The following is a 24,711-nucleotide window of genomic DNA, read 5'->3' on the forward strand; positions in this document are numbered from 1 at the left end:
AGGAGACACCGATGGCTTATGCGTCCAAACTTGCCGATGACACCGGCTTTTACGACTACACCGCCGACGAACATGCTGTCTGGGCGGAATTGTTCGAGCGCCAGATTGCCTTTTTGAAGGGGCGGATTTGTTCCGAATATCTTGAAGGGGTCGACCTGCTGGGATTGAAAGCCGCAAGCGTTCCCCAATTGCGTGATGTGGACAAACGACTGGGCGCCTTGACCAATTTCGGCGTGGAAGGCGTGCCGGCCATCATCCCGCCAAGCCAGTTCTACACCTTGCTGGCAGATCGCAAGTTTCCCGTGGCCACCTTCCTGCGCCGCCGCGAGGATATGGATTATATTGAGGAACCCGACCTGTTCCACGAAGTCTTTGGTCATTGCCCACTGCTGACCAATCAGGCCTACACCGATTTTATCGAAGCCTTTGGCAAGATCGCTGTGGAGCTGGGCAAGGGCTATCGCTGGCACCTGTTCCGCCTGTTCTGGTTCACCATCGAGTTCGGCATGATCAACACACCAGACGGGCTGCGCGGCTATGGCGCAGGGGTGGCGAGTTCCCCGTCCGAAGCGGATTTCGCCTGTTCCGGCAAAGCGGTTTATACGCCGGCGGACCTGATGACCATGCTACGCACGCCCTACCGGATCGACATCGTTCAGCCGCAATATTTTGTGATCGACAGTTTTGAAGACCTGCCCAAGCTGTTGGAGACAGATCTGAAAGCCGCGATTGACGAGGCAAAGGCGCTGGGGGATTTACCGGCGCTGTTTGAGAAGGCGGCTTAGGGCGGGATTTGAGTATTTGGGGAACATTGAAGCTGGTAGCCCGATGTTCCCCGTTTAGAATTCCTCAACCAGTTGCACGCCGGGGACGTGTTTCAGGGCGCCTTTGATTTGCGGATTCAGGACGTATTCCTGTTTCAGCGCGATCTCTACCTCACCGGGGAGTTCGGGGTGCATCAACACCAGATGCACCGGACCGCGACTGCGCGGGTTGCCCCCCTTGCTGGCTTCTTCCAGTCGGGTCGCAACCGAGCCGATGGCATCCTCTTCCCCGATGTAGACCTTCAATCCCATCGACGCCGCATCCGCCACGGCTGCATCCACGGCCTGCGCACCACGGCAGAGCAGTTTCAGCTGGTCCGCCTCCATCGTCGCCTCTACGGTGAGCACCACGTTTTCACCGGGCATCAGCATGTCGCGGAATTTTTCCAGCGTGTCAGAGAAAACCGTGACTTCGTAAAGGCCGGTCGGGTCGGAGCATTGCACGAAAGCAAAGCGGTTGCCCCGCGCGGATTTGCGTTCCTGTTTGCCCGAAATGGAACCGGCGATTTTCGCGGCAACAGCACCGCCGCGGGCCTTTTGTTCCAGTTCTGCAAGGGTGAGGACATTCTTGCGTTTCAGCGGGCCGAGGTAATCATCCAGCGGATGCCCTGACAGGTAGAAACCAACCGCCTGATGTTCCTGCGCCAGCCGTTCCGTGGGCAGCCAGTCTTCGGGCATGGGCAGGCGCGGTGCGGGCAGGTCCTCGCCGCTGTCCCCGAACAAGCCGCCCTGTGCGCTGTTCTTTTGCTCGAACGTAGAGGCGGAATAGGCCACCAGCGCATCGACACTTTCAAGACATTTGCGCCGGTTTGCATCCAGCTGGTCGAACGCGCCGGAACGGGCCAGCATTTCCATCGGGCGTTTACCGACCCGTTTCAGATCAACCCGCCGCGCCAGATCGAACAGATCCTGAAACGGTCCATCCGCCAGACGTGCATCAACGATCAGCTTCATCGCCTCGCCGCCAACGTTTTTCAACGCGCCCAGCGCATAATGGATCTTGCCTTCGGACACGGAGAATGTGGCCAGTGACTGGTTCACACAGGGGGGCACCACGTCGATTTTCAACCGGCGTTTGGTTTCCTCGATAAACACGCCGAGCTTGTCGGTCAGGTGAATATCGCAGTTCATCACAGCGGCCATGAACTCCACCGGATGGTTCGCCTTCAGCCAGCCTGTCTGGTAGGACACCACCGCATAGGCCGCCGCGTGGGATTTGTTGAACCCGTAGTTGGCGAATTTATCCAGAAGGTTCCAGACCTCCATCGCCTTTTTCTTGTCCACCCCGTTCTTGCCGGCGCCTTCAAGGAATTTGGGCCGCTCTGCGTCCATCGCTTCCTGAATTTTCTTACCCATCGCGCGGCGCAGCAAATCCGCGCCCCCAAGGGAATATCCCGCCATTTCCTGCGCGATCTGCATCACCTGTTCCTGATAGACGATGATGCCTTGGGTCTCATCAAGGATGTGGTCGATTGAGGGGTGCAGCTTGTCCCGTTCCGAGAGACCGTTCTTCACCTCACAGAATTTGGGGATGTTTTCCATCGGGCCGGGACGATACAGCGCCACAAGCGCGATGATGTCTTCGATACAGTCCGGTTTCATACGCCGCAGCGCGTCCATCATACCGCTGGATTCCACCTGAAACACCGCAACCGTGCGCGCATCTGCATACAGTTTGTAGGTTTTTTCGTCATCAAGCGGGATCGCCCCGATGTCCCCTTCAGCACCTTCGGGGGGATCATAAAGCTGGTTGCCATCCGGCCCGATATGCAGCGGGCGCCCCTGCCCTTCGATCAGGTCCATCGCGTTCTGGATCACGGTCAGGGTCTTCAGACCGAGAAAGTCGAATTTGACCAGACCGGCCTGTTCCACCCATTTCATATTGAACTGGGTCGCAGGCATATCGGATCGCGGATCCTGATAGAGCGGCACGAGTTCATCCAGCGGACGATCCCCGATCACAACACCCGCCGCGTGGGTCGATGCGTTGCGCAACAGGCCTTCAACCTGCTGAGCATAGGTGAGCATCCGGTCCACCACCTGTTCGGCCTTGGCCTCTTCCCGCAGGCGCGGCTCATCCGCCAGCGCCTTTTCGATGGATACGGGTTTAACGCCCTCAACCGGGATCAACTTGGACAGCCGGTCCACCTGACCATAGGGCATCTGCAGCACGCGCCCGATATCGCGCACCGCCGCCTTGGACAGCAGCGCACCGAATGTGATGATCTGACCCACCTTATCGCGACCGTACTTCTGCTGCACATAGCGGATCACCTCTTCGCGGCGGTCCATGCAGAAGTCGATGTCGAAGTCGGGCATGGAGACACGTTCGGGGTTGAGGAACCTCTCGAACAGCAGCGAGTAGCGCAGCGGATCAAGGTCTGTCACCGTCAGCGCATAGGCCACAAGGCTGCCCGCACCGGACCCCCGCCCCGGCCCCACTGGAATGCTGTTGTCCTTGGCCCATTTAATGAAATCCGCAACGATCAGAAAGTAGCCGGGAAACCCCATGCCCTCAATAATGTCGAGCTCAAAGTCGAGCCGCTTCTGGTAGTCCTCAACGCTGGCCGCATGGGGGATCACCGCAAGACGGGCCTGTAGGCCCTCGTTGGCTTGGCGGCGGAGTTCCTCGACCTCGTCATCTGCAAATTTCGGTAGGATCGGATCACGGGTCGTCGCACGAAAGCCGCAGCGCTTGGCGATTTCGATGGTGTTGTCGATGGCTTCGGGCACATCGGCAAACAGTTTGGCCATTTCATCCGGCGTCTTGAAATAATGCTCCGGGGTCAGGCGGCGGCGGGGTTCCTGCTGATCCACATAGGCACCATCCGCAATGCAGATCAGCGCATCATGGGCGTCATACATTTCAGCCTTGGGGAAATAGACGTCATTGGTGGCCACCAGCGGCAGGTCCATTCCATAGGCGGTCTGCACGAAGAAAGGTTCGGTCGCCAGTTCCGCAGCCGTGCCCTTCGCGCCGTTTTCGGGATGACGTTGCAGTTCCACATAAAGGCGGTTCGGAAACATCTCTGCCATCCGGGTCAGCAACGCTTTGGCCGCATCTACTTGCGCATCCTGCACCAGTTGCCCCACCGGCCCGAGCGCCCCGCCCGTCAGACAGATCAATCCTTCGGAATGGCGGGTCAGTTCGTCCAGCGTGATATGGGGAAGCTGGTCGCCGCTTTCGAGAAACGCGCAGGAGTTCAGCTTCATCAGGTTCATATAGCCCGCTTCATTCTGCGCCAGCAGGACAATGGGCCGGGGCGCGGGCGTTTTACCACCCAGTTGCGCCGCCGCTGCATAGGCCAGATCCATCTGACAACCGACAATCGGCTGGATGCCCGCCTTGGCCGCCGTTTCGGAAAATTCCAGCGCGGAAAACAGATTGCCACTGTCGGTGACAGCCACTGCCGGCATACCGGCTTTGGCGCACATATCGGGCAGTTTCTTAACCTGAATCGCCCCTTCCAGAAGGGAATAGGCAGAGTGCAGACGGAGGTGGATGAATCGGGGGGATGTGCTCATCCTGTTAATCTATCGCAGCTTGCAAAGGGGCGAAAGCCGTAGCACAATGTCCCCAGCAAAAAACAAGAGCCGAGCAGCCGATGACCTGTCTATTCACCAAGATTTATGGCGAGCGTAATACAGGTGCCACCTACCTGTCCAAACTGGTGAACAAGAACTTCGCAACCGATCTGTTGCGCGGGGATTTCGGCGTGGACAAACGGGTCATGCGGCTGGTGTTGCAGCAGTATAAACCCAAACTGCGCCCCGCCGAGGCAAACCGGCTTCAGGACAAATACCACGAGCGGATTCTCTATTCCGATTTCGGCTTGAAACACGCCGCTCCGCCCGTCGATGTGATCCGCGCCGCGCCCCATGCGCAGGACACTTTGTTTCTGCTGATCACCAAACATCCTGTGTTCTTCCTGTCCTCCCTACACAACCGACCCGAAAACCCGCTCTGGGCGCAGGAGGACATGGCATTCGACCAGTTCCTGACCACGCCTTGGCCCCTGTCGGAGCGGGACAATCTGGGGGATAAACCGCTTGAAAGTCCGATAGAGTTGTGGAACCGCAAAATGCGCGGTTATGTAGACCTGATGGAAACCGCTGAGAATGTGATCCATATCCGCTACGAAGACCTGCTGTCGGATTTTAACGAGACCCTGAACCGGATTGCAGAATATATTCCGGCCACTTCCAACGGCTACACCAATATCCGTCGCTCCATCAAAGCATCGGACAATCTGCGGTTTGAAGATTACGCCCGCCGCTACAAATACCACAAGCTGAAGGCGGATTACAAAAAGCGTGATCTGGAATATATCTACCGCAAGGTGGATGCCGACGTGATGGCGGCGCTGGATTACCGCACCATTTTGTAGCAAGGTTTGTGTTACGCGGAACGGCCACGGGCTTTGGCGCTCTAAGCCTGACAGACTTTCAACGTTTTGTAGAAAATCACTCGCAAACCGTTGATAATCGGGTTATTTACGCAGTTCGAACGGTGTAGACCACAGACGGGCACGGCGCTCCGGCAAGAAAAATCTTGCTATGTTAAGGGAGAGTTGTTCTGCTGGTCTGACAAGGTTGCACCAGTGGTTTTCGGCACAGCGCAAGACGGCTGGTGCCCGCAACAGAGAGGCTAGCGGATTTTCAACATGAAGGTCGAATTTCTTCTGAACGGAGAGCCGGTCGCGATAGATCAGGCCCACCCCACACGCACCCTGCTGGAGTATCTGCGCGAGACCCGCGGGCTGTGTGGCACCAAGGAAGGCTGCAACGAAGGCGATTGCGGCGCTTGTACCGTGATGGTGACGGACGGCGATGGGGCAAAGGCGCTGAACGCCTGTATTCTGTTTCTGCCACAGCTTCACGGGAAATCCATTCGCACCGTCGAAGGGCTGGCGGGACCGGACGGGGCTATGCACCCTGTGCAAAAGACAATGGTAGACCTGCACGGATCACAATGCGGCTACTGCACGCCGGGCTTTATCATGTCGATGGCAACGGCCCATCAAAACGGTGAAACCGATCACGACGACCTGCTGGCGGGCAATCTGTGTCGCTGCACCGGATATGCCCCGATCATCCGCGCTGCCGAGGTCGCAGAGACCGAACCGAAACCCCATTGGTTGCAACAGGAGGCAGGCACGCCGTCAAATCTGCTTCAGTCCTTGCAATCCGCCGATGCCTTTGTGCCGCGCAGTTCGGACGAACTGGCCGACTGGTATGTAGAACACCCTGACGCAACGCTGGTTGGCGGTGCAACGGATGTGGGGCTTTGGGTCAACAAAGACCTTCGCGACATCACCCCTGTTGCCTTTGTTGGCCAGATCGAAGACCTGCAAGGGGTAGAGGAAAACGACCACGGCATCGCCATCGGTGCGGCGGTGACGCTTAACACCCTGCGGGCGGCGGTGGCGAACCGCTACCCGAGCTTTGCCGAATTGATCCGCCGCTACGGATCCAATCAGGTGCGCAATGCCGCCACCATCGGGGGCAATGTGGCCAACGGCTCGCCCATCGGGGACGGGCCGCCTGCCCTGATCGCGCTGGATGCACGGGTGCATCTGCGCAAAGGCGATGATTTCCGCGATATGGCGATAGAAGACTTCTTCATCGACTATGGAAAACAGGACCGCCACCCGGGAGAATTCATCTGTGGCATCACCATACCGAACGCCCCGAACAGATTGAAATGCTACAAGATTTCCAAACGCTTCGATCAGGATATTTCCGCGCTTTGCGGCTGTTTCAACATCACCGTGAGCAACGGCAAAGTGGCAACCGCCCGCATCGCCTTTGGTGGTATGGCGGCCACGCCGAAGCGGGCGAAATCGGTGGAAAACGCCCTGATCGGCAAGCCTTGGACCCAAGGCACAGTCACCAAGGCGATGAAGAAATTCGCGCAGGATTACCAGCCGATCAGCGATATGCGGGCCTCTGCCAGCTACCGGGCCACCACTGCCAAGAACCTGTTGCAACGTTACTTTGACGAAGACAACGGGCTTGCCACATCGGTTCTGGAGGTCTCGGCATGAGCGTTGCAAAACCCAATCCCCATGACGCCGCCAACCTGCATGTCACCGGCGCTGCCCGCTATGTGGATGACATACCGACACCGGCCAACTGCCTGCATCTGGCCTTCGGACTGAGCGAGATTGCCCACGGCGATCTGATTTCGATGGATCTGGACGCGGTGCGTTCTGCTGACGGTGTAATCGGCGTCCTGACCGCCGCCGATCTGCCCGGCGACAATGATGTGTCCCCCTCCAACCACGACGAACCGCTGTTGGCTGACGGCACCATCCATTTCCTCGGCCAACCGCTGTTTCTGGTGGTCGCGACATCACATATGGCGGCACGTAAGGCGGCCCGTCTGGGCAAGATAGAGGTCCGCGAGAAACCCGCAATCCTGAGCATCGAGGATGCGGTCAAGGCCGGCACCAAATTCGAGGAGCCGTTACAGTTCCTGAAAGGCGATCCCGACAGCGCAATTGAGCAGGCGGAGCACAAGATCAGCGGTTCTATCGAAATCGGCGGGCAGGAACATTTTTACCTAGAGGGTCAGGCGGCCCTTAGCCTACCGCAGGATAACGGGGATATGGTGGTGCATTCCTCCACCCAACACCCGAGCGAGATCCAGCATAAAGTCGCTGCTGCGCTGAACCTGCCGTTTCATTCGGTGCGGGTGGAAGTCCGGCGCATGGGCGGCGGGTTTGGCGGCAAGGAGAGTCAGGGCAACGCGCTGGCCTGCGCAACGGCGGTGGCCGCCGCAAAAACCGGACGCCCTGTCAAAATGCGCTATGACCGCGACGACGATATGGTTGTGACTGGTAAGCGGCACGAGTTTCGCATCGACTATACCGTTGGCTTTAACGGCGCAGGTCAGATCGAAGGGGTGGAGTTCACCCAATACTGCCGCTGTGGCTGGGCGCAGGACCTGTCGCTGCCCGTGGCGGACCGCGCCATGTTGCACGCGGATAACGCCTATCACCTGCCCAACGCGCGGATCGTGTCGCACAGGCTGAAAACCAACACCGTGTCCAACACCGCTTTTCGCGGTTTTGGCGGACCGCAAGGGGTGGTCGGGATCGAACGGGTGATCGACCATATCGCCCATACGCTTGACGTGGACGCGACCTATATCCGCACGGCCAATTTTTATGCTCCGATGGCGCAGGATGCCGGACAGACCACCCCCTATCACATGGAAGTGCGTGACAGCGTGATGGACCAGATCGCGATCGAGCTGCTGGAGAGTGCCGAATACTCCAAACGGCGCGAGCAGGTGAAATGGTTCAACCATGAAAACCCCCGCCTGAAACGGGGGCTGGCAATGACGCCGGTGAAATTCGGCATCAGCTTTACGCTGACACACCTCAATCAGGCGGGCGCGCTGGTGCATGTCTATTCCGATGGTTCCATCCATATGAACCACGGTGGCACTGAAATGGGTCAGGGCCTGTTTACCAAAGTGGCCCAAGTCGCGGCGAGCCGGTTCGGACAACCGCTGTCTGCCGTGAAGATTACCGCGACAGATACAGGCAAAGTGCCCAACACCTCTGCCACTGCGGCCTCTAGCGGGTCGGATCTGAACGGTATGGCAGTCAAGGCGGCCTGCGATACAATCGTCGAACGCCTGACGGATTTTGCCGCCGAGCAGTGGCAAACCCCGAAAGACCAGATCCGGTTTGAAGACGGGGCCGTGACCATCGGCACACAGGTTGTGCCCTTTGCCGAAGTGGTCTCGGCGGCCTATCAGAACCGCATTTCCCTGTCCGCGACGGGTTTTTATGCCACCCCCGGAATTGAATGGGACCGTTTTGCCGGACGGGGCACGCCGTTTTTCTACTTCGCTTATGGCGCGGCGGTTACAGAAGTTGTGATCGACACGCTGACCGGAGAAAACCGCATCCTGCGCACGGATATCCTGCATGACGTTGGCAAATCGCTCAATCCGGTGATTGATCTGGGCCAGATTGAAGGCGGTTATGTGCAGGGCGCGGGCTGGCTGACGACCGAAGAACTGGTCTGGGACGACAAAGGCGCATTGCGCACCCATGCGCCAAGCACCTATAAAATCCCTGCCTGTTCGGATCGCCCCGATGTGTTCAACGTGGCGCTGTGGAACAAGGGCGAAAACGTCAGTGACACCATCTACAAATCCAAAGCGGTGGGCGAACCGCCTCTGATGCTGGGGATTTCGGCGTTTCTGGCCCTTTCGGATGCGGTTGCGGCCTGTGGTGACGGGTCGATCTATCCCGATCTGCAAGCTCCTGCCACCGCCGAAGAAGTCTTGCGTGCGGTCATGGCGCAAAGGGGCCAGTCGTGGGACTGAACCTCCCTGCCCTCCGCGCTGCTGCAAACGCCCACGGGCGTGTGGTGCGCATCGTGATCGCAGAACATAAGGGATCAACCCCGCGGGAAACCGGAACCTCGATGCTGGTCTGGGCCGCAGGGCAAAGCAGGACAATCGGCGGCGGCGCACTGGAATTGCAAGCTGTGGAGCAGGCGCGACAGATCACCGGACCGACCGCGCTGAAAATGCCGCTTGGTCCCGCGCTCGGGCAATGTTGCGGCGGCGCGGTGACGCTGGTGCTGGAACCCTTCACGCCAGAGAGCTTGCCCCAAGAGCGAGAGGTCTACACCCGTCCCGTCGGCACCGACGCAGAAAAGCCGCTGGCCTTGCGCCGCGCTGAAAAGGCGCTGCGTGGCGGCGGGCAGGCTGCACCGTTTCTGTGGCAACAGGGCTGGTTGATGGAGCCGCTAACGCAGCCCGACACACCGCTGTGGATTTACGGCGCAGGGCATGTGGGCCGCGCACTGGTCGATACTCTGGAAGGGCTGCCGTTTGACATCACTTGGGTCGATACCGCGCAGAACCGTTTCCCCGATACGATCCCCGACCACGCCGCGCCGCTGGTTGCGGCCAATCCGGTGGATGCAGTGAAACACGCGCCAGCGGAGGCACATCATCTTGTGCTGACCTATTCCCATGCCCTTGATCTTGACCTGTGCCATGCAATCCTGTCCCGCCCGCACCGCACGTTGGGGCTGATCGGCTCTGCCACCAAACGCAGGCGATTTGCCTCCAGACTGGCGGAACTCGGCCACACAACTGCCCAAATAGAAGGCATTATCTGTCCGATCGGGCGGCGCGAACTGGGCAAGACGCCCAAAGCCATTGCAATTGGCGTGGCCAGCGAATTATTAACTTTTGACGCGGTACATGCCGCACAACAAGAGGCCACCGCATGACCCCACTGTTGCACCTGTCCGGACTGACCAAAGCCTATCCGGGCGTTGTTGCCAATGATAACGTCGGATTTGAAATCGCCCCGGGAGAGGTTCACGCCCTGCTTGGGGAAAACGGCGCGGGAAAATCCACGCTGGTCAAGATGATCTACGGTCTGGTGCGCCCTGACAGCGGTGAAATGCGCCTCCACGGGCAGCCGTTTGCCCCGCACGAACCGCGCGCGGCGCGGGCGGCAGGCGTTGCGATGGTGTTCCAGCATTTTTCCCTGTTCGAGGCGCTGAGCGTGGCGGAAAACATCGCCCTTGGCATGGATGATGCGCCCGAAACCGATGCGCTTAGCGATGAAATCCGCAGCGTCTCCAAGAAATACGGCCTGACCCTTGATCCCGACCGGATGGTGGGGGATCTGTCCGCAGGCGAACGCCAGCGGGTTGAAATCGTGCGCTGTCTTTTGCAGAACCCCAAACTGCTGGTGATGGACGAGCCGACATCGGTTCTGACCCCGCAGGAAGTGGACGTGCTGTTTGAAACCCTGCGCCGCCTGCGCGATGAGGGCACGTCGATCCTGTATATTTCGCACAAACTGGAAGAAATCCGCACCATTTGTGACAACGCAACCATTCTGCGTCTGGGCAAGGTGGTTGGCACCTGTGTGCCATCCGAGGAAACCCCCCGCACCATGGCGGAAATGATGGTGGGAACCGAGTTAAAGTCCCCGACCAAACGCCCCTACAAACCCGGCCGCGTGCTGCTGGAGGTAAAGAACCTGCAACTGCCGTCCAAAGACCCGTTCGGCACTTCCCTGCGCGATGTCAGCTTCTCGCTGCATGCGGGGGAGGTTCTGGGCGTGGCCGGTGTCGCAGGGAACGGACAGGACGAACTGCTGCTGGCCCTGTCGGGTGAAGAACTGACCGACACCGCCGCCATAACCCTGAAAGGGGCCACGATTGGCAGCAAGGGACCGAACCACCGCCGCCTGCAAGGATTGCTGGCCGCACCGGAAGAAAGGCTCGGCCATGCGGCGGCGCCCGATATGTCCCTGACAGAGAATGCTCTGCTGACAGGTCACGCGCGGCAACGGCTGACTAACAAGGGCTTTGTCAAATGGCAGGCGACACAAAATTTCGCCCGCGCCATCATCCAGAAATTCGATGTGCGCACGCCGGGTGCCAGCCACGCGGCCAAATCCCTGTCGGGGGGCAACCTGCAGAAATTTGTCATCGGGCGCGAGATCATGCAGCGCCCCGACGTTCTGGTGGTGAACCAACCCACGTGGGGGGTTGACGCATCGGCAGCGGCCTTCATTCGTGAAGCCTTGCTGGAACTGGCCGAACAGGGTGCAGGCGTTCTGGTCATCAGTCAGGATCTGGACGAGTTGATGGAAATATCCGACACATTTGCCGTTCTTGCCGAAGGGCGGCTGTCCCGCGTGCGATCCGCTTCCGGCGTCACAATAGAAGAAATCGGCCTGTTGATGGGCGGAACGGAGGTTGATCATGCTGCGGCTTGAAGCACGTCCCGAACCTTCCCGCGCGATGGTGATGCTGACCCCGATCATTGCGGTCGTTGCCACGATGATTGCAGGCGGCATCCTGTTTGCCTTTCTCGGCAACAACCCGTTTACCGCGATCCGGATCATTTTCTGGGACCCATTGTTTAACGATATGGTGGCGAGCTATACCCGTCCGCAACTGCTGGTGAAGGCTGCACCGCTGATCCTGATGGCGATCGGCCTGTCCTTCGGCTTTCGCGCCAATGTCTGGAATATCGGTGCAGAGGGTCAGTTCATCATGGGCGCTGTCATTGGCGGCGGCACGGCACTGGCGCTTTATCCGCTGGAAAGCCCCTTGGTTTTCCCCCTGATCATTATCATGGGCGGGCTTGGCGGGTTTTTATGGGCGATGATCCCCGCGATCCTGAAAATCCGCTTTAACGCGAATGAGATCCTTGTTTCCCTGATGCTGGTTTATGTGGCGGCACAGTTTCTGGCGGCGATGGTCACGGGGCCGATGAAATCTCCTGTGGGCATGGGCTTTCCGGTGTCGCGCAATTTCAACGAATACCAATCCGCCTTTAACGCAGAACTCTTGTCCAACACCGGACTGCATTTTGGCGTTCTGGTGATGATGGCTGTGGTGGTTTTAGGCTATATCTTCCTGACCCGTCACATCTTCGGCTTCCAGATCCGCGTTTCGGGACAGTCCGCACGGGCCTCCAAATTCGCAGGGGTCAATCCCCACACCACCGTTGCGCTGTGCCTTGGTATTTCGGGCGCGCTGGCAGGACTAGCCGGATTGTTCGAAGTCACCGGACCTGCGGGCAAACTGTCCACAAACTTCCCGCTCGGCTACGGGTTCACCGCGATTATCGTGGCGTTTCTGGGCCGACTGCACCCCGTTGGCATCCTGCTGGCGGGGCTGTTGATGGCGCTGACCTATATCGGCGGAGAACTGGCCCAGTTCCAGATGTCCATTCCGGCGGCCGCTATTCAGGTGTTTCAGGGCATGTTGCTGTTCTTCCTGCTAGGCGTCGATATTCTGGTTAATTTCCGCCTGCGCTGGGATACCAAATCCAAGGAGGCCCACTGATGGACCTGTCCTCTATTTCGCCCGTCACACTGATTGTCAGCCTGATGGCAGCCTCCACCCCGATCCTGCTCGCCGCTCTGGGAGAGCTGGTGGTTGAGAAATCCGGCGTCCTGAACCTTGGCGTTGAAGGGATGATGATTATCGGCGCGGTGTGCGGGTTTATCGCGGCCGTGACCACAGGCTCTCCGTGGCTCGGCTTCCTGTTTGGGGCGATCTGCGGCGCGGCGGTGTCGATGATCTTTGCCGTGTTGACCCAGTATCTGATGGCCAATCAGGTGGCATCGGGGTTGGGACTTACCATGTTCGGGCTCGGGCTGGCTGCATTGCTCGGGCACAGCTATACCGGCATCAACCCGCCTTCTTTTTCGCAAATCCACATTCCGGTTCTCAGCGACCTGCCGGTGGTGGGGCGCATTGTCTTTGGCCATGATCCGATGATCTACTTCTCTTTGGCACTGACCTTTGGCATCTGGTATTTCCTGACCCGTACACGGGGCGGGCTGGTGCTGCGCGCTGTGGGCGAAAGCCATGACGCTGCCCATGCGCTTGGCTACAAGGTTATCCGCATCCGCATGCTGGCCATCGCCTTTGGCGGCGCCTGTGCCGGTCTGGGCGGTGCCTATCTGTCGCTGGTGCGCGTCCCCCAATGGGCCGAGGGCATGACGGCAGGTGCGGGTTGGATCGCGCTGGCCATCGTCGTTTTCGCAAGCTGGAAACCCGGACGGGCGATCATCGGCGCCTATCTGTTTGGCGGCGTCACCGTGCTGCAACTGAACCTTCAGGCCGCAGGTCTGGCGATTTCGCCGGCCTATCTGTCCATGACGCCCTATCTTGCAACCATCATCGTGCTGGTTATCATGGCATCCGACAAAAAGCGTCAGTCCCTGAATGCGCCCGCATCTCTGGGCAAGACTTTCTTTGCATCCACATAACAAAAACCGTCGCCAATCGCGCGGCACATAAGACAGACACACGAAGACCAACAAGGAGAAAGACCCTCATGAATCTTATCAAAACCCTGCTCGCAGGCGCAGCAGTCGCCACCGGCCTTGCCGGTGCGGCGTTTGCCGAAGACAAACTGAAAGTCGGCTTCATCTACATCGGGCCTCCGGGCGACATGGGCTGGACCTATGAACACGATCAGGGCCGCAAGGCGATCGAGGAAGCATTGGGCGACAAAGTCGAAACCACCTATGTGGAAAACGTGCCGGAATCCGCAGACTCCGAACGTGTGATGACGCAAATGGCCCTGTCCGGCCACAAGCTGATCTTTGCGACATCCTTTAACTACATGGATCACGTGATGAACGTGGCGAAGAAGTTTCCGGACGTAAAATTCGAACACGCCACAGGCTTCAAACGGGCCGACAACGTGTCCACATACTCCGCACGTTTTTATGAAGGCCGCGCGGTTATCGGCCACATCGCCGGACATATGACCAAGACCAACACCATCGGTTACATTGCGTCCTATCCGATCCCCGAAGTGATCCGCGGCATCAACTCTGCCTATCTGGCGGCCAAAGCGGTGAACCCCGAAGTGAAATTCAAAGTGGTCTGGGCCTACACATGGTTTGATCCGGGCAAAGAGGCCGACGCGGCAAACGCGCTGATCGAACAGGGTGCGGATGTGATCATGCAGCACACCGATTCCACAGCACCTATGTCCGAGATGAAGAAACACGAAGGCATCATCGGTTTTGGTCAGGCGTCCGACATGGGGCAGTTCGCACCTAAACCACGGGTCAGCTCTATCATCGACAACTGGGCACCCTACTATGTGGCACGTACACAGGCGATGCTGGACGGCACTTGGGAAAGCACCGATACTTGGCACGGTATCAAGGAAGGCATGGTTGAAATCGGTGAAATGACCGACGCCATCCCTGCCGAAGTCCGCGCCTCCGCACAGGAACTGGCGGACAAGCTGGCCTCTGGCGAGGTTCACGCCTTCACAGGTCCGATCAACAAACAGGACGGTTCCGCCTGGCTGGCCGAAGGTGAAACCGCTGATGACGGTACGCTGGCTGGCATGGATTTCTACGTTGAAGGTATCGAGGCAGAGATCCCCAACTAAGCCCTGCCCATAATTTGCGAAAGGCCCGTGCATCCGCGCGGGCCTTTTCGTTTACATACCCTGAACTTCCGGATTACCCTGCGCGCAAATCCTGTCGTTTGAAAGTTTCCCCATGTCCGAATTTACCACCCTGAACGGCGCGCCCGCCTCCCCTTTCTGCTTTGGCACCATGCAATTCGGGGGCGGCTCTGACGAAGCCGAAAGTGAGGCTGTCTTCAAAACCTGCCGCGACGCTGGCATCAATTTCTTTGACAGCGCTTGGGTTTATACCAACGGGGCCTCTGAAACGATCCTCGGCAAACTGGCCAAGGCAGAGCGGTACTCCCTGATCCTGACCAGCAAGGGCGGATACGTCGGCCCGTCCAGCTGCGAAAATCTGACCGCGCAACTGGACGAGAGCCTGCGCCGCATGCAGACGGATTATGTGGACATCTATTTCATTCACCGTTTTGATGATGACACCCCCTTGGAGGAAACCTTCGACACACTGGCCGCGATGCAACAGGCAGGGCAGATCCGCTACATCGGCGTGTCCAACTATGCCGCGTGGCAGGTGATGAAGGCGCAAGGGATCGCCGCGTCTGCCGGAACAAAGATCGACGTAATCCAGCCGATGTATAACCTTGTGAAGCGTCAGGCAGAGGTGGAACTGCTGCCCATGTGCCTGTCCGAAGGCATCAAGGTCACACCCTATTCGCCGCTGGGCGGCGGCTTGCTGACGGGCAAATACGCCGCAGGCAGACAGGCAGACGGGCGTTTGTCCAAGGACCACCGCTATGCAGCGCGTTACGGGCTGGAACAGATGCACCGGACAGCAGAAGAACTTGCAGCGCTGGCAGCGGACAAAGGCGTTGATCCGGCAGTCTTGGCGGTGGGCTTTGTTGCCGCCCATCCCGCTGTTACCGCCCCGATCATCTCGGCCCGTACGGTGGACCAACTGCGCCCGTCACTCGCGGCTATGACAGCGCCGCTAAGCGCGGCAGACTACGCCGAGATTGCTGCCCTATCTGCGAAACCTGCCCCTGCCACGGACCGTCTGGAAGAAGCCTGAACGTTAAAATACATCCCGCCGCCAGCCGCGGAATATCCACAGGGCGATCAGGATCAGGAAGGCCGAAGCGATAAACGGCGCCCCCGGAAAATACAGGGCAGCGCCTTCGCGGGTGAACAAGCTGAACAGCCCCGTCATCACCAACGGCGCGATGATGGACGCCATCGCCCGCACGCTGCTGACCACGCCCTGCAATTCCCCCTGTGCGTCATCAGGCACGGCGCGGCTCATGATTCCTTGCATGGCCGGACCGGCCAGCATGCCGAGCGCACTGACCGGCAAAAGGGCGAATATCACCCAAGTAGCCGGTGCAAGGGCAATCCCCACAAAAGCCAGCATTTCCATCGTCAGCCCCAGCACTGCTGTGCCGTATTCCCCCAGACGCGGGATTGCCAGCCGGATCAACAGCCCTTGGCTGAGCGCCATCATCACCCCGAATGCGCCGAGCGATACACCCACCAGCCACGGCTCCCAGCCGAATTTGCCAATGGTGTAAAAGGCCCAGATCACCGGATAGACCACAAAGGCGATTTCCTGAAAGAACAGCACGATCATCATCCGCCCCTGTCCCGGTATGGCCGCAACAGACCGGAACGCCCCGTGGGGCAGCGCACGGCGCCACTCAAAGGCGCGGCGGTTGCGGTCGGTGACGGTCTCGGGCAGGACGAAATAGCCGAAAACGGCGTTCGCCCCTGCCATCACAGCCGCCAGATAAAACGGTGCGCGGGGGCCAAATTCTGCCATCAGCCCGCCCAGCATCGGCCCAAGGATAAACCCGATCCCGAAAGCCGCCCCCATCAACCCGAAATTCGCGGCTTTTTCTTCGGGCTTGGACACATCCGCTATTACCGCGCCAGCGGTGGAATGGTTCGCCGCCGTGATCCCGCCAAGCACACGGGCCAGAAACAGCAGCCAGAGCGCATGGGCCAGCCCCATAATAACGTAGTCAATCGCCATGACCGTCATCGACACCAGCAGGATTTTGCGCCGTCCGAAACGGTCCGACAGGTTGCCAACCAGCGGGCCGAACAGGAATTGCATCGCGGCAAAGACCGTAGAGAGGATACCACCCCAGATTGCGGCATTGGCCAGCGTGCTGCCCCCGAGGTCCAGCAAAAGCGCAGGCATGACAGGCATAATCAGCCCGATCCCGATAGCATCAATCACCACCGTTATCAGGATGAAGTGAATGGCTCTGTTTTGGGGCATGCGTGCTAATCCGATCGGCGTCGGATTTTTCTAGGCCATGCAAAGCAGCCTGACAAGAAAATAGCCCCCGTTTTATGGCAACCTCGTGCTTCCCTTGCGTCAGCCTGTTTTGTCTGATGCCCCTCCGGTAAAGCCGTTCGGCCTGTCATAACTGCAAGGCGCTTCCTGCATTTCCAGATGCAACCCTGTTCCGGTCCAAGGATGGGCGCGGGCGAGATCCTCGTCAAATTCGATCCCTAGTCCGGGGGCTGTTGGTGCAAGGATAAAGCCGTCCTCCCACGTGATGGAATGCTTGATCAGGTCCATATGGAACTCCCCGCCGGTCTGGATGGTTTCAGCCATCAGCAGGTTCGGGATATTCGCCGCAAGCTGGATATTTGCAGCCCATTCCACGGGTCCGGCATACAGATGCGGGGCGATCTGGGCGTTGTAGACTTCGGCAATGGCGGCGATTTTCTTGGTTTCAAGGATGCCCCCCGCCCGGCCAAGGGCGGGTTGCAGGATGCTGGCCGCCCCGCTGCGCAGGACGGGGGCGAACTCCGCCTTGGTGGTCAAACGCTCTCCGGTGGCGACAGGGATGCGCACCGCCTGCGCAACACGGGCCATCTCCTCCACACAATCCGGCGGCACAGGTTCTTCAAACCACAACGGAGAATACGGTTCCAGCGCCTGCCCCAACCGGATCGCGCCCGCTGTGGAAAACTGGCCGTGGGTGCCAAACAAAAGGTCCGCCCTGTCCCCAACAGCGGCGCGGATTTCCTTAGAAAAGGCAACCGAGAGCGCAATATCCCCCATCGCAGGCATATGCCCGCCCCGCAGGGTGTAGGGTCCGGCCGGATCGAACTTTACCGCCGTAAAGCCGAGCGACACCATTTCCGCCGCGGATTCCGCGGCTGCATGGGGATCGGACCAAAAGCTGGTCTGGTCGTGATGCTCCATCGGATAAAGATAGGTGTAAGAGCGGATACGCTTGTTCATCAGTCCGCCCATGAGCGCATAGGCGGGGCGGTCATGGGCCTTGCCCAGAATATCCCAGCAGGCAATTTCCATCCCCGAGAACGCGCCGATGGTGGTCGGGTCGGGGCGCTGGGTGAAGCCGCTGGAATAGACGCGGCGAAACATCATTTCGATATTCTCGGGGTTCTCCCCAGCCATATGCCGCGCAAACACATCGCGGATCACCGCGCACATGGCCTCGGGTCCGACAGAGGCGGCGTAAACCTCGCCATAGCCTACAATACCGTTATCCGTCGTCAGCTTCACAAAGATGAAATAGCGTCCGCCCCAGCCCGGTGGCGGGTTGCCTACGACAAAAATTTCCAGATCGGCCAGTTTCATATTCCAAAAATCCCCGTTGTTTCCGGCCACACTGACCCGCCTGTCCGCAGGATTCCAGCCTGTTTGCGTGATTTTTAACGCAATTTGCGGCTCTTGAAGGGGGCGAGCCCAAAACCACCCTTTCACTTTTCCACCGAACCCCCTAAGCCACGGCCAAGCACCGATAGCAGGAAACCGCCAAAGTGACGAAAAACACACCAATCTCCGATTTTGCTTCCCGCCTGCGCGGGAGCACCTATTTCTCCCGCAGCCGGGAGCTTAACCTTCCCCAGACCCGCACGGACATCCTGTCCGGTCTGACGGTTGCGCTGGCACTGGTCCCCGAAGCGGTAGCCTTTGCCTTTGTCGCCGGTGTCGAGCCACTGGTCGGCCTTTACGCCGCCTTCATCGTCGGCCTGATCACGGCTGCCTTTGGCGGACGCCCCGGTATGATCTCCGGTGCGACCGGCGCGCTGGCGGTTGTGATGGTCTCTCTCGTGGCGCAACACGGGGTGCAATATCTGTTTGCCACGGTTGTTCTGATGGGGATCATCCAGATTGCCGCCGGTATCTTCCGGCTGGGCAAATTCATCCGCATGGTGCCCCATCCGGTGATGCTGGGCTTTGTGAACGGTCTGGCCATTGTGATCTTTCTGGCGCAGATGGAACAGTTCCGCGTGCCGGACGGGGCCGGTGGCCATACGTGGATGTCCGGTTCTACGCTGTGGATCACACTGGCGCTGGTGGCGGCGACTATGGCGATCATCTGGGCCACGCCGCGCCTGACCCGCGCCTTTCCCGCACCGCTGGCCGCTATTGGCATCGTCGCGGTGGTGGTGATCCTGTTCGATATTCCCGTCCCCCGCGTTGGTGACATGGCTTCTGTCGAAGGCGGCCTGCCCGCGTTTGCCATTCCCGCCGTTCCCTTCACGCTTGAGACCCTCTGGATCATCCTGCCCTATTCGATCATTCTGGCCGCCATCGGCCTGATCGAGAGCCTGCTGACCCTGAACCTTGTGGGTGAGATCACTAACCAGCGTGGCGGTGCCTCGCGCGAGTGTCTGGCACAGGGTGCGGCCAATACCGTAACCGGATTTTTCGGCGGTATGGGCGGTTGTGCAATGATCGGCCAGTCCATGATCAACGTGAACTCCGGCGGGCGCGGACGGCTTTCGGGTATCTCTGCCGCGCTGTTCCTGCTGGCGTTTATCCTCGTCGGTTCCTCGATCATCGAGATGATCCCGCTGGCCGCGCTTGTGGGTGTGATGTTCATGGTGGTGATCGGCACTTTCGCATGGCAATCCCTGCGCATTCTGGCCCGCGTGCCCCGCGCAGACGCTTTTGTGATCCTGCTGGTCACAGCCGTCACCGTGGCCGAAGACCTTGCCATCGCCGTTGTTGTCGGCGTGATCGTTTCCGCGCTGGTCTATGCATGGAATGCGGCATCTATGATTTCCGCCACCCATCACGAAAGCAAATCCGAACCGGGTGCGCGGGTTTACGACATCAAAGGTCCGCTGTTCTTTGGCTCTGCCACACGGTTTCAGGAGTTGTTCAAACCTGCCGAGGACCCCGACATTGTGATCCTTGATTTCGCAGGCTCCCGCGTTGTGGACCAATCCGCCCTGCAAGCGATTGAGGCTGTGGCCGAGAAATACGACGCCGCAGGCAAGCGCCTGATGCTGCGCCATCTCAGCCGCGATTGTCACCAGTTGCTGACCAAAGCGGGCCAGTTGATGGTGGATACGGACGACGACCCCGATTACCGCCTGAGCGTCGATTACGACGTGCAACTGGGCCGCATCGGCAGCCATTAGAACGACAGTTGGCGACACAAACAAAAGGCGCGGAGGACCACCCTCCGCGCCTTTTTTCATGTGCTGTACCTGCCCGCCCGAACTGCGCTAGGCTCGGGACCAAAGGAGTATCCCGAATGATCGCTTATGTCACAGTTGGCGCCGATGATATGACCGCCGCCAAGAGGTTCTACCAAGCCTTCCTGCCCGCCCTTGGCTACACCCTGACGGAAGGCCCCGAAGGTCTAAGCTATGCGCTGCCGGTATCAACAGGCCAGACGCCGGATATGCCGGATTTTTACGTCAAACCCCCGTTTGACGGGCAACCCGCCTCTGCCGGAAACGGCAGCATGATCGCATTCGAGGCAAAGACCAATGCAGACGTCCGAACCCTCCACGCCGCCGCCCTTGTCGCAGGGGGAACAGACGAAGGCCAGCCCGGCTATCGCGCTGCCTACAGCCCGGATTTCTACGTCAGCTACCTAAGAGACCCCCAAGGCAACAAACTCGCACTGTTTTCGAGTAAGGGGGATGACGATAGGATCGGGTAACGGAGTTTGGAACACGCGCCGACAGACTGAACCATCAATTGCTGTTAAAGTTGCCGTTCAGTGTTTTAAACCAGCCCGTTAATTACTAGGCGCCAAGAACCGCTGACCCCTGCTCCCCTTACGCAACGCAGGGGATATCAACCAAAAGTAGTATTGCGCCTGTCCGTCTTTCATCCTAAGCTATTGTCACCCATATATTTTTAACAATCAGTTTGAGGATACTTACCCCGCTAAAAGATACCATCTCTACCGAACAACGACAGCAACCCTCCACTAATAAATCTTGAGAATTTCATGACAACTTTTACTATTCGCGAAGGCGAAACATCCGCGTTTTCGTACTCTTATAACGGTTACAACCCTAGCATCGATGTCCGCTTCGTTGCTGGGACTGCAACATCGGCAGATGGGTATCTCGGTTCCGTCATCAGTTCCGCAATGTCTAATGTGAACGGTTACATTACGGCGTCGAAGACATATTCTTTCGGCGCACGCGCTGACACGACGGACGAACCTGAAGAGCAGTTCACGATTGAGATTTACTATAATGGCTATCTCGACGAAATCATTACAGTGATAGTTCAAGACGATCTGGCTTGGCATGGAACGTCTGAAAACGACATCTGGTCAGGTGACACAGGTAGCGACATCTATTTCGGATACGGCGGTGCAGATGTAATCCGCGGACTAAACGGAAATGACAGTCTGAATGGCGGCACTGAAGACGACCGTCTTGTCGGAGGGAAAGGTTCGGACCAGCTTGACGGGGGAACCGGCAACGACACCCTTGAAGGCGGAAAAGGCGCAGACGAATTGTCCGCCGGAGCGGGTAATGACATCCTGTTTGGAGGAGGTGGCGCTGACCGATTGTATGGCGGCGATGGTGAGGATAACCTCTCGGGCGACGGCGGCAAGGACGACATCTTCGGTGGGTCAGGCGATGATTCCCTGTCAGGTGGCAATGGCCACGATGCGCTTTACGGGGGGAGCGGCAATGATCTGATCGACGGCGGAAAAGGTCGCGACCTGATCAACGGCGGGGCCGGCAATGACATCCTAACTGGTGGCTCCTCTGCTGATCAGTTCGTGTTCGCCGGCGACTTCGGGCATGACAGGATCACCGATTTCAGTGTCAAAGGTCGTGAAAAAATTGATCTTTCGGAAAGCGCGGATATTAAGAGTTTCAGGGATCTGGCGAAAAACTTTGCAATTGATACCGATGGAGGGGTCCTGATCGAAATCAGCCCGGAATCTTCATTGTTGATTGAAGAAATCCAATTGGCAGAACTGTCATGGCGTGAATTTACATTCTAAGAGCGCTTCCGCGTCCCGCATTGTAGCGGGACGCGACCAACTGCCCCGAGAGCGGTACCCCTCACGTAGCGCGGATAGGGATTCCGTCTCTTAACGGGCTTGGCAACGAGTATGGCCACCCCATTTAGTAATGACCAAACGTGAAACGGAAATGCGTGACTCCCGCACTCTTGTGACCATTATCCGAAATACAGCCCTCCCCTCGCAAGGTGCCAACCGGAACGGTCACCACAACACCGCGGCTTTTACTGTTACACGTTTACCGCTGTTAACCAAAATTTAGCGAATGTCGGACACTCAGGCGTTTGTCGGAATCTCTCGCGAGTCTACAACTTGTTAAATATTAACACGGAGAGGTTTAGGTGCGGACATATCCCATACCATTCAACGAAGAAGCGCGGGTTCGCTCGGTGCATGCGGTGCCGGGCATGCAAGAGGCGAACGACAAGGTTTTCGACGCAATTTGCGATGCGACCCGAAAAATTCTGGGCTGTCCGGTCGCCCATATCAGCGTTGTTGAGGAAGAGACCCAGTGGTATAAATCCGTTGTCGGAATAGAGCTTGAACGGATGCCGAAGAACAACAGTTTCTGCACCCATACCATCATGTCCGGTGAGCCGATGGTCATTCCCGATCTCAGCAAGGATCCCAGATTTGCGAAACATCCGATGGTGGTAGAGGGCGGTCCGGGTGCCCGTTTTTACGCCGGTGTGCCGCTGATCCTGTCATCCGGCCAGCGATTCGGCAGCCTCTGCGGTCTGGATTTTGTGCCCCATGACGCCCCTGCCGAAGAGCAGATGGCCGTGCTGGAGGATTTGGGCCGCGCCGTTGTCGCAGCGCTTGAAGGGGTGCCGCCCACGCCGGTGGACCGGAGCGAAGATCCTTCTGTTCAATCGACATTCATCACCCTTGTCGGACATGAATTGCGCACCCCGCTTTCTGTTCTGCTCGGCAGTATCAAACTGCTAGAGGCGACAGCACAGCGGGGGGTCAACACGTCACTGATCAGTTCCGCAAGCAAGTCCGCCGCCCATCTGACGGAACTGGTCGAAAAAGTGATCCAGTTCAGTAACGCAGCCACCGGCGAACTTCGTTTGAATGAACAAACCTGCGATCTGAACAGTCTTCTTGAAGACACAGCCGATCTGGTTTTGCCCGGTCAGGATGGCACGCTGAAAACGATCTCGATGGAGGAAAACCGCTTCGTCGCCCCGATCCTGCTTGACCCGAACCAGATCAAAATCGCGCTGCACGCGCTTGCGCTGAATGCGATCAATCACGGTGGTGCAGAGATCACAGTGGGCAGCCGTCAGGATGCGGAAGGGAATGTCGAACTCTTGGTGACGGACAACGGCCAACTGGATGAAAGCGTTGAACTGAGCGCGCTTTACGAACCGTTTTTTGTTGGCGGAGACATCCAGAACCGCGACACCCGCGGCGGGCTTGGATTGGGGCTGCCGCTGACCCGCAAGCTGGTGGAACTGCACGGCGGCGAGTTTGAAGTAGAGAAAAGCGACGACTATACCAGAGCCGTCATTCGCCTACCGGCGTGGCGTCTGGAGGCGGCTTAACCCCTTAAAACGTGGGGGGCATCAGCCCCTCGCGCTTGGGTGGCAACTCCTCCTAAAATACAATCACATTGCGCCGGGATTTTCCGGCTTTCGTGTCTGCAATCGCCTCGTTGATCCGGTCGAGCGGGTAGCGGTTGGTGATTAATTCGTCGAGTTTGAGACCGCCCTGCCGGTAGAGATCAATCATCCACGGAATGTCCCGTTTCAGCACCGTGCCCCCCATCAACGACCCTGTGATCGACTGGCTGAGCGCCGAGAGCACGACGGGTTCATAGCTCGCCTTTGCGCCAGAGGGCGGCATGCCGACCATCACCATTTGCCCCCGTGCCGCCAGATAGCGGGGCGCGGTTTCAAAGACCTTGATGGCGCCCACAGTGATAAAGACGTAATCCGCCCCGCGCCCGCCGGTTATGGTGCGCACCCGTTTCACCAGCCCGTCAGTCCCTGCATTCAGCGCATGGGTCGCGCCGAATTCCAGCGCTCCGTCCAGTTTCTCGTCTTCCAGATCCAGCGCGATGATCGTGCTGGCCCCCGCGATCCGCGCGCCCTGAATGGTGTTCAGCCCGACACCGCCCGCGCCAATCACCACCACAGATGCGCCTGGCCGCACGCCAGCGGTGTTCACCACGGCGCCAAGGCCGGTGATCACACCGCAGGACAGCAGGCTGGCCACATCCATCGGGATGTCATCGGGCAGCGGGGCGATCTGACTCTGATCCACCACTACCTCTTCGGCAAAAGCGCCTGTTAGCAACCCGTGTTCCGCCACTTCGCCTTCTTCCAGTCGGATCGGGGATTGCGCCACGCGGTCGGTTCCGGTTTCGCAATTCACCGGATGGCCGTCCGCACAGGTGGGACAGGTGCCACAGGATTTGATCAGCGTCACCAACACCGGATCTCCGATGCTGTAGCCTGCCACCCCCGACCCGATTGCCGAGATGCGGCCCGCGGCCTCATGTCCGTAGACAGCAGGCAAATGCCCGCCCCAAGCGCCTTCGATATAGGAAATATCCGAATGGCAGATGGCACAGGCTTCGAGTTTCACCTGCACTTGCCCCGCCTCGGGGGGCAACAGCGTGATTTCTTCGATGCTCAGATTCTGGCCAAATTCACGGCAGACGGCAGCTTTCATGGGAATTATCCTTTTG

Annotated in this window: 18 protein-coding genes; 14 read left to right on the plus strand and 4 right to left on the minus strand. The window is 58.6% G+C overall.

Annotated features, from left to right (window positions below):
• Window positions 1-11: 11 nt before the first annotated feature.
• Window positions 12-785, plus strand: a complete 774-nt coding sequence (locus tag BFV97_RS09790; protein WP_069300172.1) for a phenylalanine 4-monooxygenase — start codon at window positions 12-14, stop codon at window positions 783-785.
• Window positions 786-839: 54 nt separating this feature from the next.
• On the opposite strand, the gene dnaE is transcribed toward BFV97_RS09790, so the two are convergent.
• On the minus strand, window positions 840-4,349 hold the full coding sequence (gene dnaE, locus BFV97_RS09795) for a DNA polymerase III subunit alpha (RefSeq protein WP_069300173.1): 3,510 nt from the start codon (window positions 4,347-4,349) through the stop codon (window positions 840-842).
• An 80-nt stretch (window positions 4,350-4,429) separates the two neighbouring features.
• Here dnaE and BFV97_RS09800 point away from each other — a divergent pair, with 80 nt between their 5' ends.
• From BFV97_RS09800 to BFV97_RS09840, 9 genes are all read left to right on the plus strand, one after another.
• Window positions 4,430-5,212, plus strand: a complete 783-nt coding sequence (locus BFV97_RS09800; RefSeq protein ID WP_069300174.1) for a sulfotransferase family protein — start codon at window positions 4,430-4,432, stop codon at window positions 5,210-5,212.
• Between the two features lie 276 nt (window positions 5,213-5,488).
• Window positions 5,489-6,871 (plus strand): xanthine dehydrogenase small subunit, encoded by a 1,383-nt coding sequence (gene xdhA, locus BFV97_RS09805; RefSeq protein ID WP_069300175.1) that lies wholly within the window; start codon window positions 5,489-5,491, stop codon window positions 6,869-6,871.
• On the plus strand, window positions 6,868-9,171 hold the full coding sequence (gene xdhB, locus BFV97_RS09810; protein ID WP_069300176.1) for a xanthine dehydrogenase molybdopterin binding subunit: 2,304 nt from the start codon (window positions 6,868-6,870) through the stop codon (window positions 9,169-9,171). Before xdhA ends, xdhB begins: the two co-directional genes overlap by 4 nt.
• Window positions 9,162-10,091, plus strand: a complete 930-nt coding sequence (xdhC, locus tag BFV97_RS09815; protein WP_069300177.1) for a xanthine dehydrogenase accessory protein XdhC — start codon at window positions 9,162-9,164, stop codon at window positions 10,089-10,091. Before xdhB ends, xdhC begins: the two co-directional genes overlap by 10 nt.
• Window positions 10,088-11,599 (plus strand): ABC transporter ATP-binding protein, encoded by a 1,512-nt coding sequence (locus tag BFV97_RS09820; RefSeq protein WP_069300178.1) that lies wholly within the window; start codon window positions 10,088-10,090, stop codon window positions 11,597-11,599. The genes xdhC and BFV97_RS09820 overlap by 4 nt, the downstream gene beginning before the upstream one ends.
• Window positions 11,586-12,677 carry an ABC transporter permease gene (locus BFV97_RS09825; RefSeq protein WP_069300179.1) on the plus strand — a complete coding sequence of 364 codons (1,092 nt, stop codon included), beginning with the start codon at window positions 11,586-11,588 and terminating at the stop codon, window positions 12,675-12,677. Before BFV97_RS09820 ends, BFV97_RS09825 begins: the two co-directional genes overlap by 14 nt.
• Window positions 12,677-13,609, plus strand: coding sequence for an ABC transporter permease (locus BFV97_RS09830; RefSeq protein ID WP_069300180.1), 933 nt, complete (start codon window positions 12,677-12,679; stop codon window positions 13,607-13,609). Before BFV97_RS09825 ends, BFV97_RS09830 begins: the two co-directional genes overlap by 1 nt.
• A 68-nt stretch (window positions 13,610-13,677) precedes the next feature.
• Window positions 13,678-14,754: a BMP family ABC transporter substrate-binding protein gene (locus BFV97_RS09835; protein ID WP_069300181.1), complete on the plus strand. Its 1,077-nt coding sequence runs from the start codon at window positions 13,678-13,680 to the stop codon at window positions 14,752-14,754.
• A 112-nt stretch (window positions 14,755-14,866) separates the two neighbouring features.
• The gene (locus tag BFV97_RS09840) at window positions 14,867-15,805 is read left to right on the plus strand and encodes an aldo/keto reductase (protein ID WP_069300182.1); all 939 of its coding nucleotides are present in this window, start codon (window positions 14,867-14,869) and stop codon (window positions 15,803-15,805) included.
• Window positions 15,806-15,808: 3 nt separating this feature from the next.
• On the opposite strand, the gene BFV97_RS09845 is transcribed toward BFV97_RS09840, so the two are convergent.
• A complete protein-coding gene (locus BFV97_RS09845; protein WP_069300183.1) occupies window positions 15,809-17,014 on the minus strand; it encodes a TCR/Tet family MFS transporter in 1,206 nt (401 codons plus the stop codon).
• A 99-nt stretch (window positions 17,015-17,113) separates the two neighbouring features.
• Window positions 17,114-18,352 (minus strand): mandelate racemase/muconate lactonizing enzyme family protein, encoded by a 1,239-nt coding sequence (locus BFV97_RS09850; RefSeq protein ID WP_069300293.1) that lies wholly within the window; start codon window positions 18,350-18,352, stop codon window positions 17,114-17,116.
• Between the two features lie 221 nt (window positions 18,353-18,573).
• On the opposite strand from BFV97_RS09850, the gene BFV97_RS09855 reads away from it, so the two are divergent.
• From BFV97_RS09855 to BFV97_RS09870, 4 genes are all read left to right on the plus strand, one after another.
• The gene (locus BFV97_RS09855) at window positions 18,574-20,148 is read left to right on the plus strand and encodes a SulP family inorganic anion transporter (RefSeq protein WP_069300294.1); all 1,575 of its coding nucleotides are present in this window, start codon (window positions 18,574-18,576) and stop codon (window positions 20,146-20,148) included.
• A gap of 116 nt (window positions 20,149-20,264) precedes the next feature.
• The gene (locus BFV97_RS09860; RefSeq protein ID WP_069300184.1) at window positions 20,265-20,678 is read left to right on the plus strand and encodes a VOC family protein; all 414 of its coding nucleotides are present in this window, start codon (window positions 20,265-20,267) and stop codon (window positions 20,676-20,678) included.
• Window positions 20,679-20,972: 294 nt separating this feature from the next.
• Window positions 20,973-21,992 carry a calcium-binding protein gene (locus BFV97_RS09865; RefSeq protein ID WP_083225587.1) on the plus strand — a complete coding sequence of 340 codons (1,020 nt, stop codon included), beginning with the start codon at window positions 20,973-20,975 and terminating at the stop codon, window positions 21,990-21,992.
• A gap of 362 nt (window positions 21,993-22,354) precedes the next feature.
• Entirely contained in the window at window positions 22,355-23,563 is a 1,209-nt protein-coding gene (locus BFV97_RS09870) for a GAF domain-containing sensor histidine kinase (protein ID WP_069300185.1), read from the plus strand.
• 52 nt (window positions 23,564-23,615) lie between these two features.
• Here BFV97_RS09870 and BFV97_RS09875 read toward each other — a convergent pair whose 3' ends face one another.
• The gene (locus tag BFV97_RS09875) at window positions 23,616-24,704 is read right to left on the minus strand and encodes a Zn-dependent alcohol dehydrogenase (protein ID WP_108721667.1); all 1,089 of its coding nucleotides are present in this window, start codon (window positions 24,702-24,704) and stop codon (window positions 23,616-23,618) included.
• Window positions 24,705-24,711 lie beyond the last annotated feature (7 nt).

This window comes from Neptunicoccus sediminis, assembly GCF_001719615.1.
Lineage (GTDB): Bacteria > Pseudomonadota > Alphaproteobacteria > Rhodobacterales > Rhodobacteraceae > Amylibacter > Amylibacter sediminis.

Excerpts from the sequence above, each read along its gene's own strand:
- BFV97_RS09790 (WP_069300172.1), top strand. The coding sequence starts at position 12 with ATGGCTTATGCGTCCAAACTTGCCGATGACACCGGCTTTTACGACTAC.
- BFV97_RS09825 (WP_069300179.1), top strand. The coding sequence starts at position 11,586 with ATGCTGCGGCTTGAAGCACGTCCCGAACCTTCCCGCGCGATGGTGATG.
- BFV97_RS09845 (WP_069300183.1), bottom strand. The coding sequence starts at position 17,014 with ATGCCCCAAAACAGAGCCATTCACTTCATCCTGATAACGGTGGTGATT.
- BFV97_RS09830 (WP_069300180.1), top strand. The coding sequence starts at position 12,677 with ATGGACCTGTCCTCTATTTCGCCCGTCACACTGATTGTCAGCCTGATG.
- xdhB (WP_069300176.1), top strand. The coding sequence starts at position 6,868 with ATGAGCGTTGCAAAACCCAATCCCCATGACGCCGCCAACCTGCATGTC.
- BFV97_RS09865 (WP_083225587.1), top strand. The coding sequence starts at position 20,973 with ATGACAACTTTTACTATTCGCGAAGGCGAAACATCCGCGTTTTCGTAC.
- BFV97_RS09860 (WP_069300184.1), top strand. The coding sequence starts at position 20,265 with ATGATCGCTTATGTCACAGTTGGCGCCGATGATATGACCGCCGCCAAG.
- BFV97_RS09800 (WP_069300174.1), top strand. The coding sequence starts at position 4,430 with ATGACCTGTCTATTCACCAAGATTTATGGCGAGCGTAATACAGGTGCC.
- BFV97_RS09850 (WP_069300293.1), bottom strand. The coding sequence starts at position 18,352 with ATGAAACTGGCCGATCTGGAAATTTTTGTCGTAGGCAACCCGCCACCG.
- xdhA (WP_069300175.1), top strand. The coding sequence starts at position 5,489 with ATGAAGGTCGAATTTCTTCTGAACGGAGAGCCGGTCGCGATAGATCAG.
- BFV97_RS09835 (WP_069300181.1), top strand. The coding sequence starts at position 13,678 with ATGAATCTTATCAAAACCCTGCTCGCAGGCGCAGCAGTCGCCACCGGC.
- BFV97_RS09820 (WP_069300178.1), top strand. The coding sequence starts at position 10,088 with ATGACCCCACTGTTGCACCTGTCCGGACTGACCAAAGCCTATCCGGGC.
- dnaE (WP_069300173.1), bottom strand. The coding sequence starts at position 4,349 with ATGAGCACATCCCCCCGATTCATCCACCTCCGTCTGCACTCTGCCTAT.
- BFV97_RS09840 (WP_069300182.1), top strand. The coding sequence starts at position 14,867 with ATGTCCGAATTTACCACCCTGAACGGCGCGCCCGCCTCCCCTTTCTGC.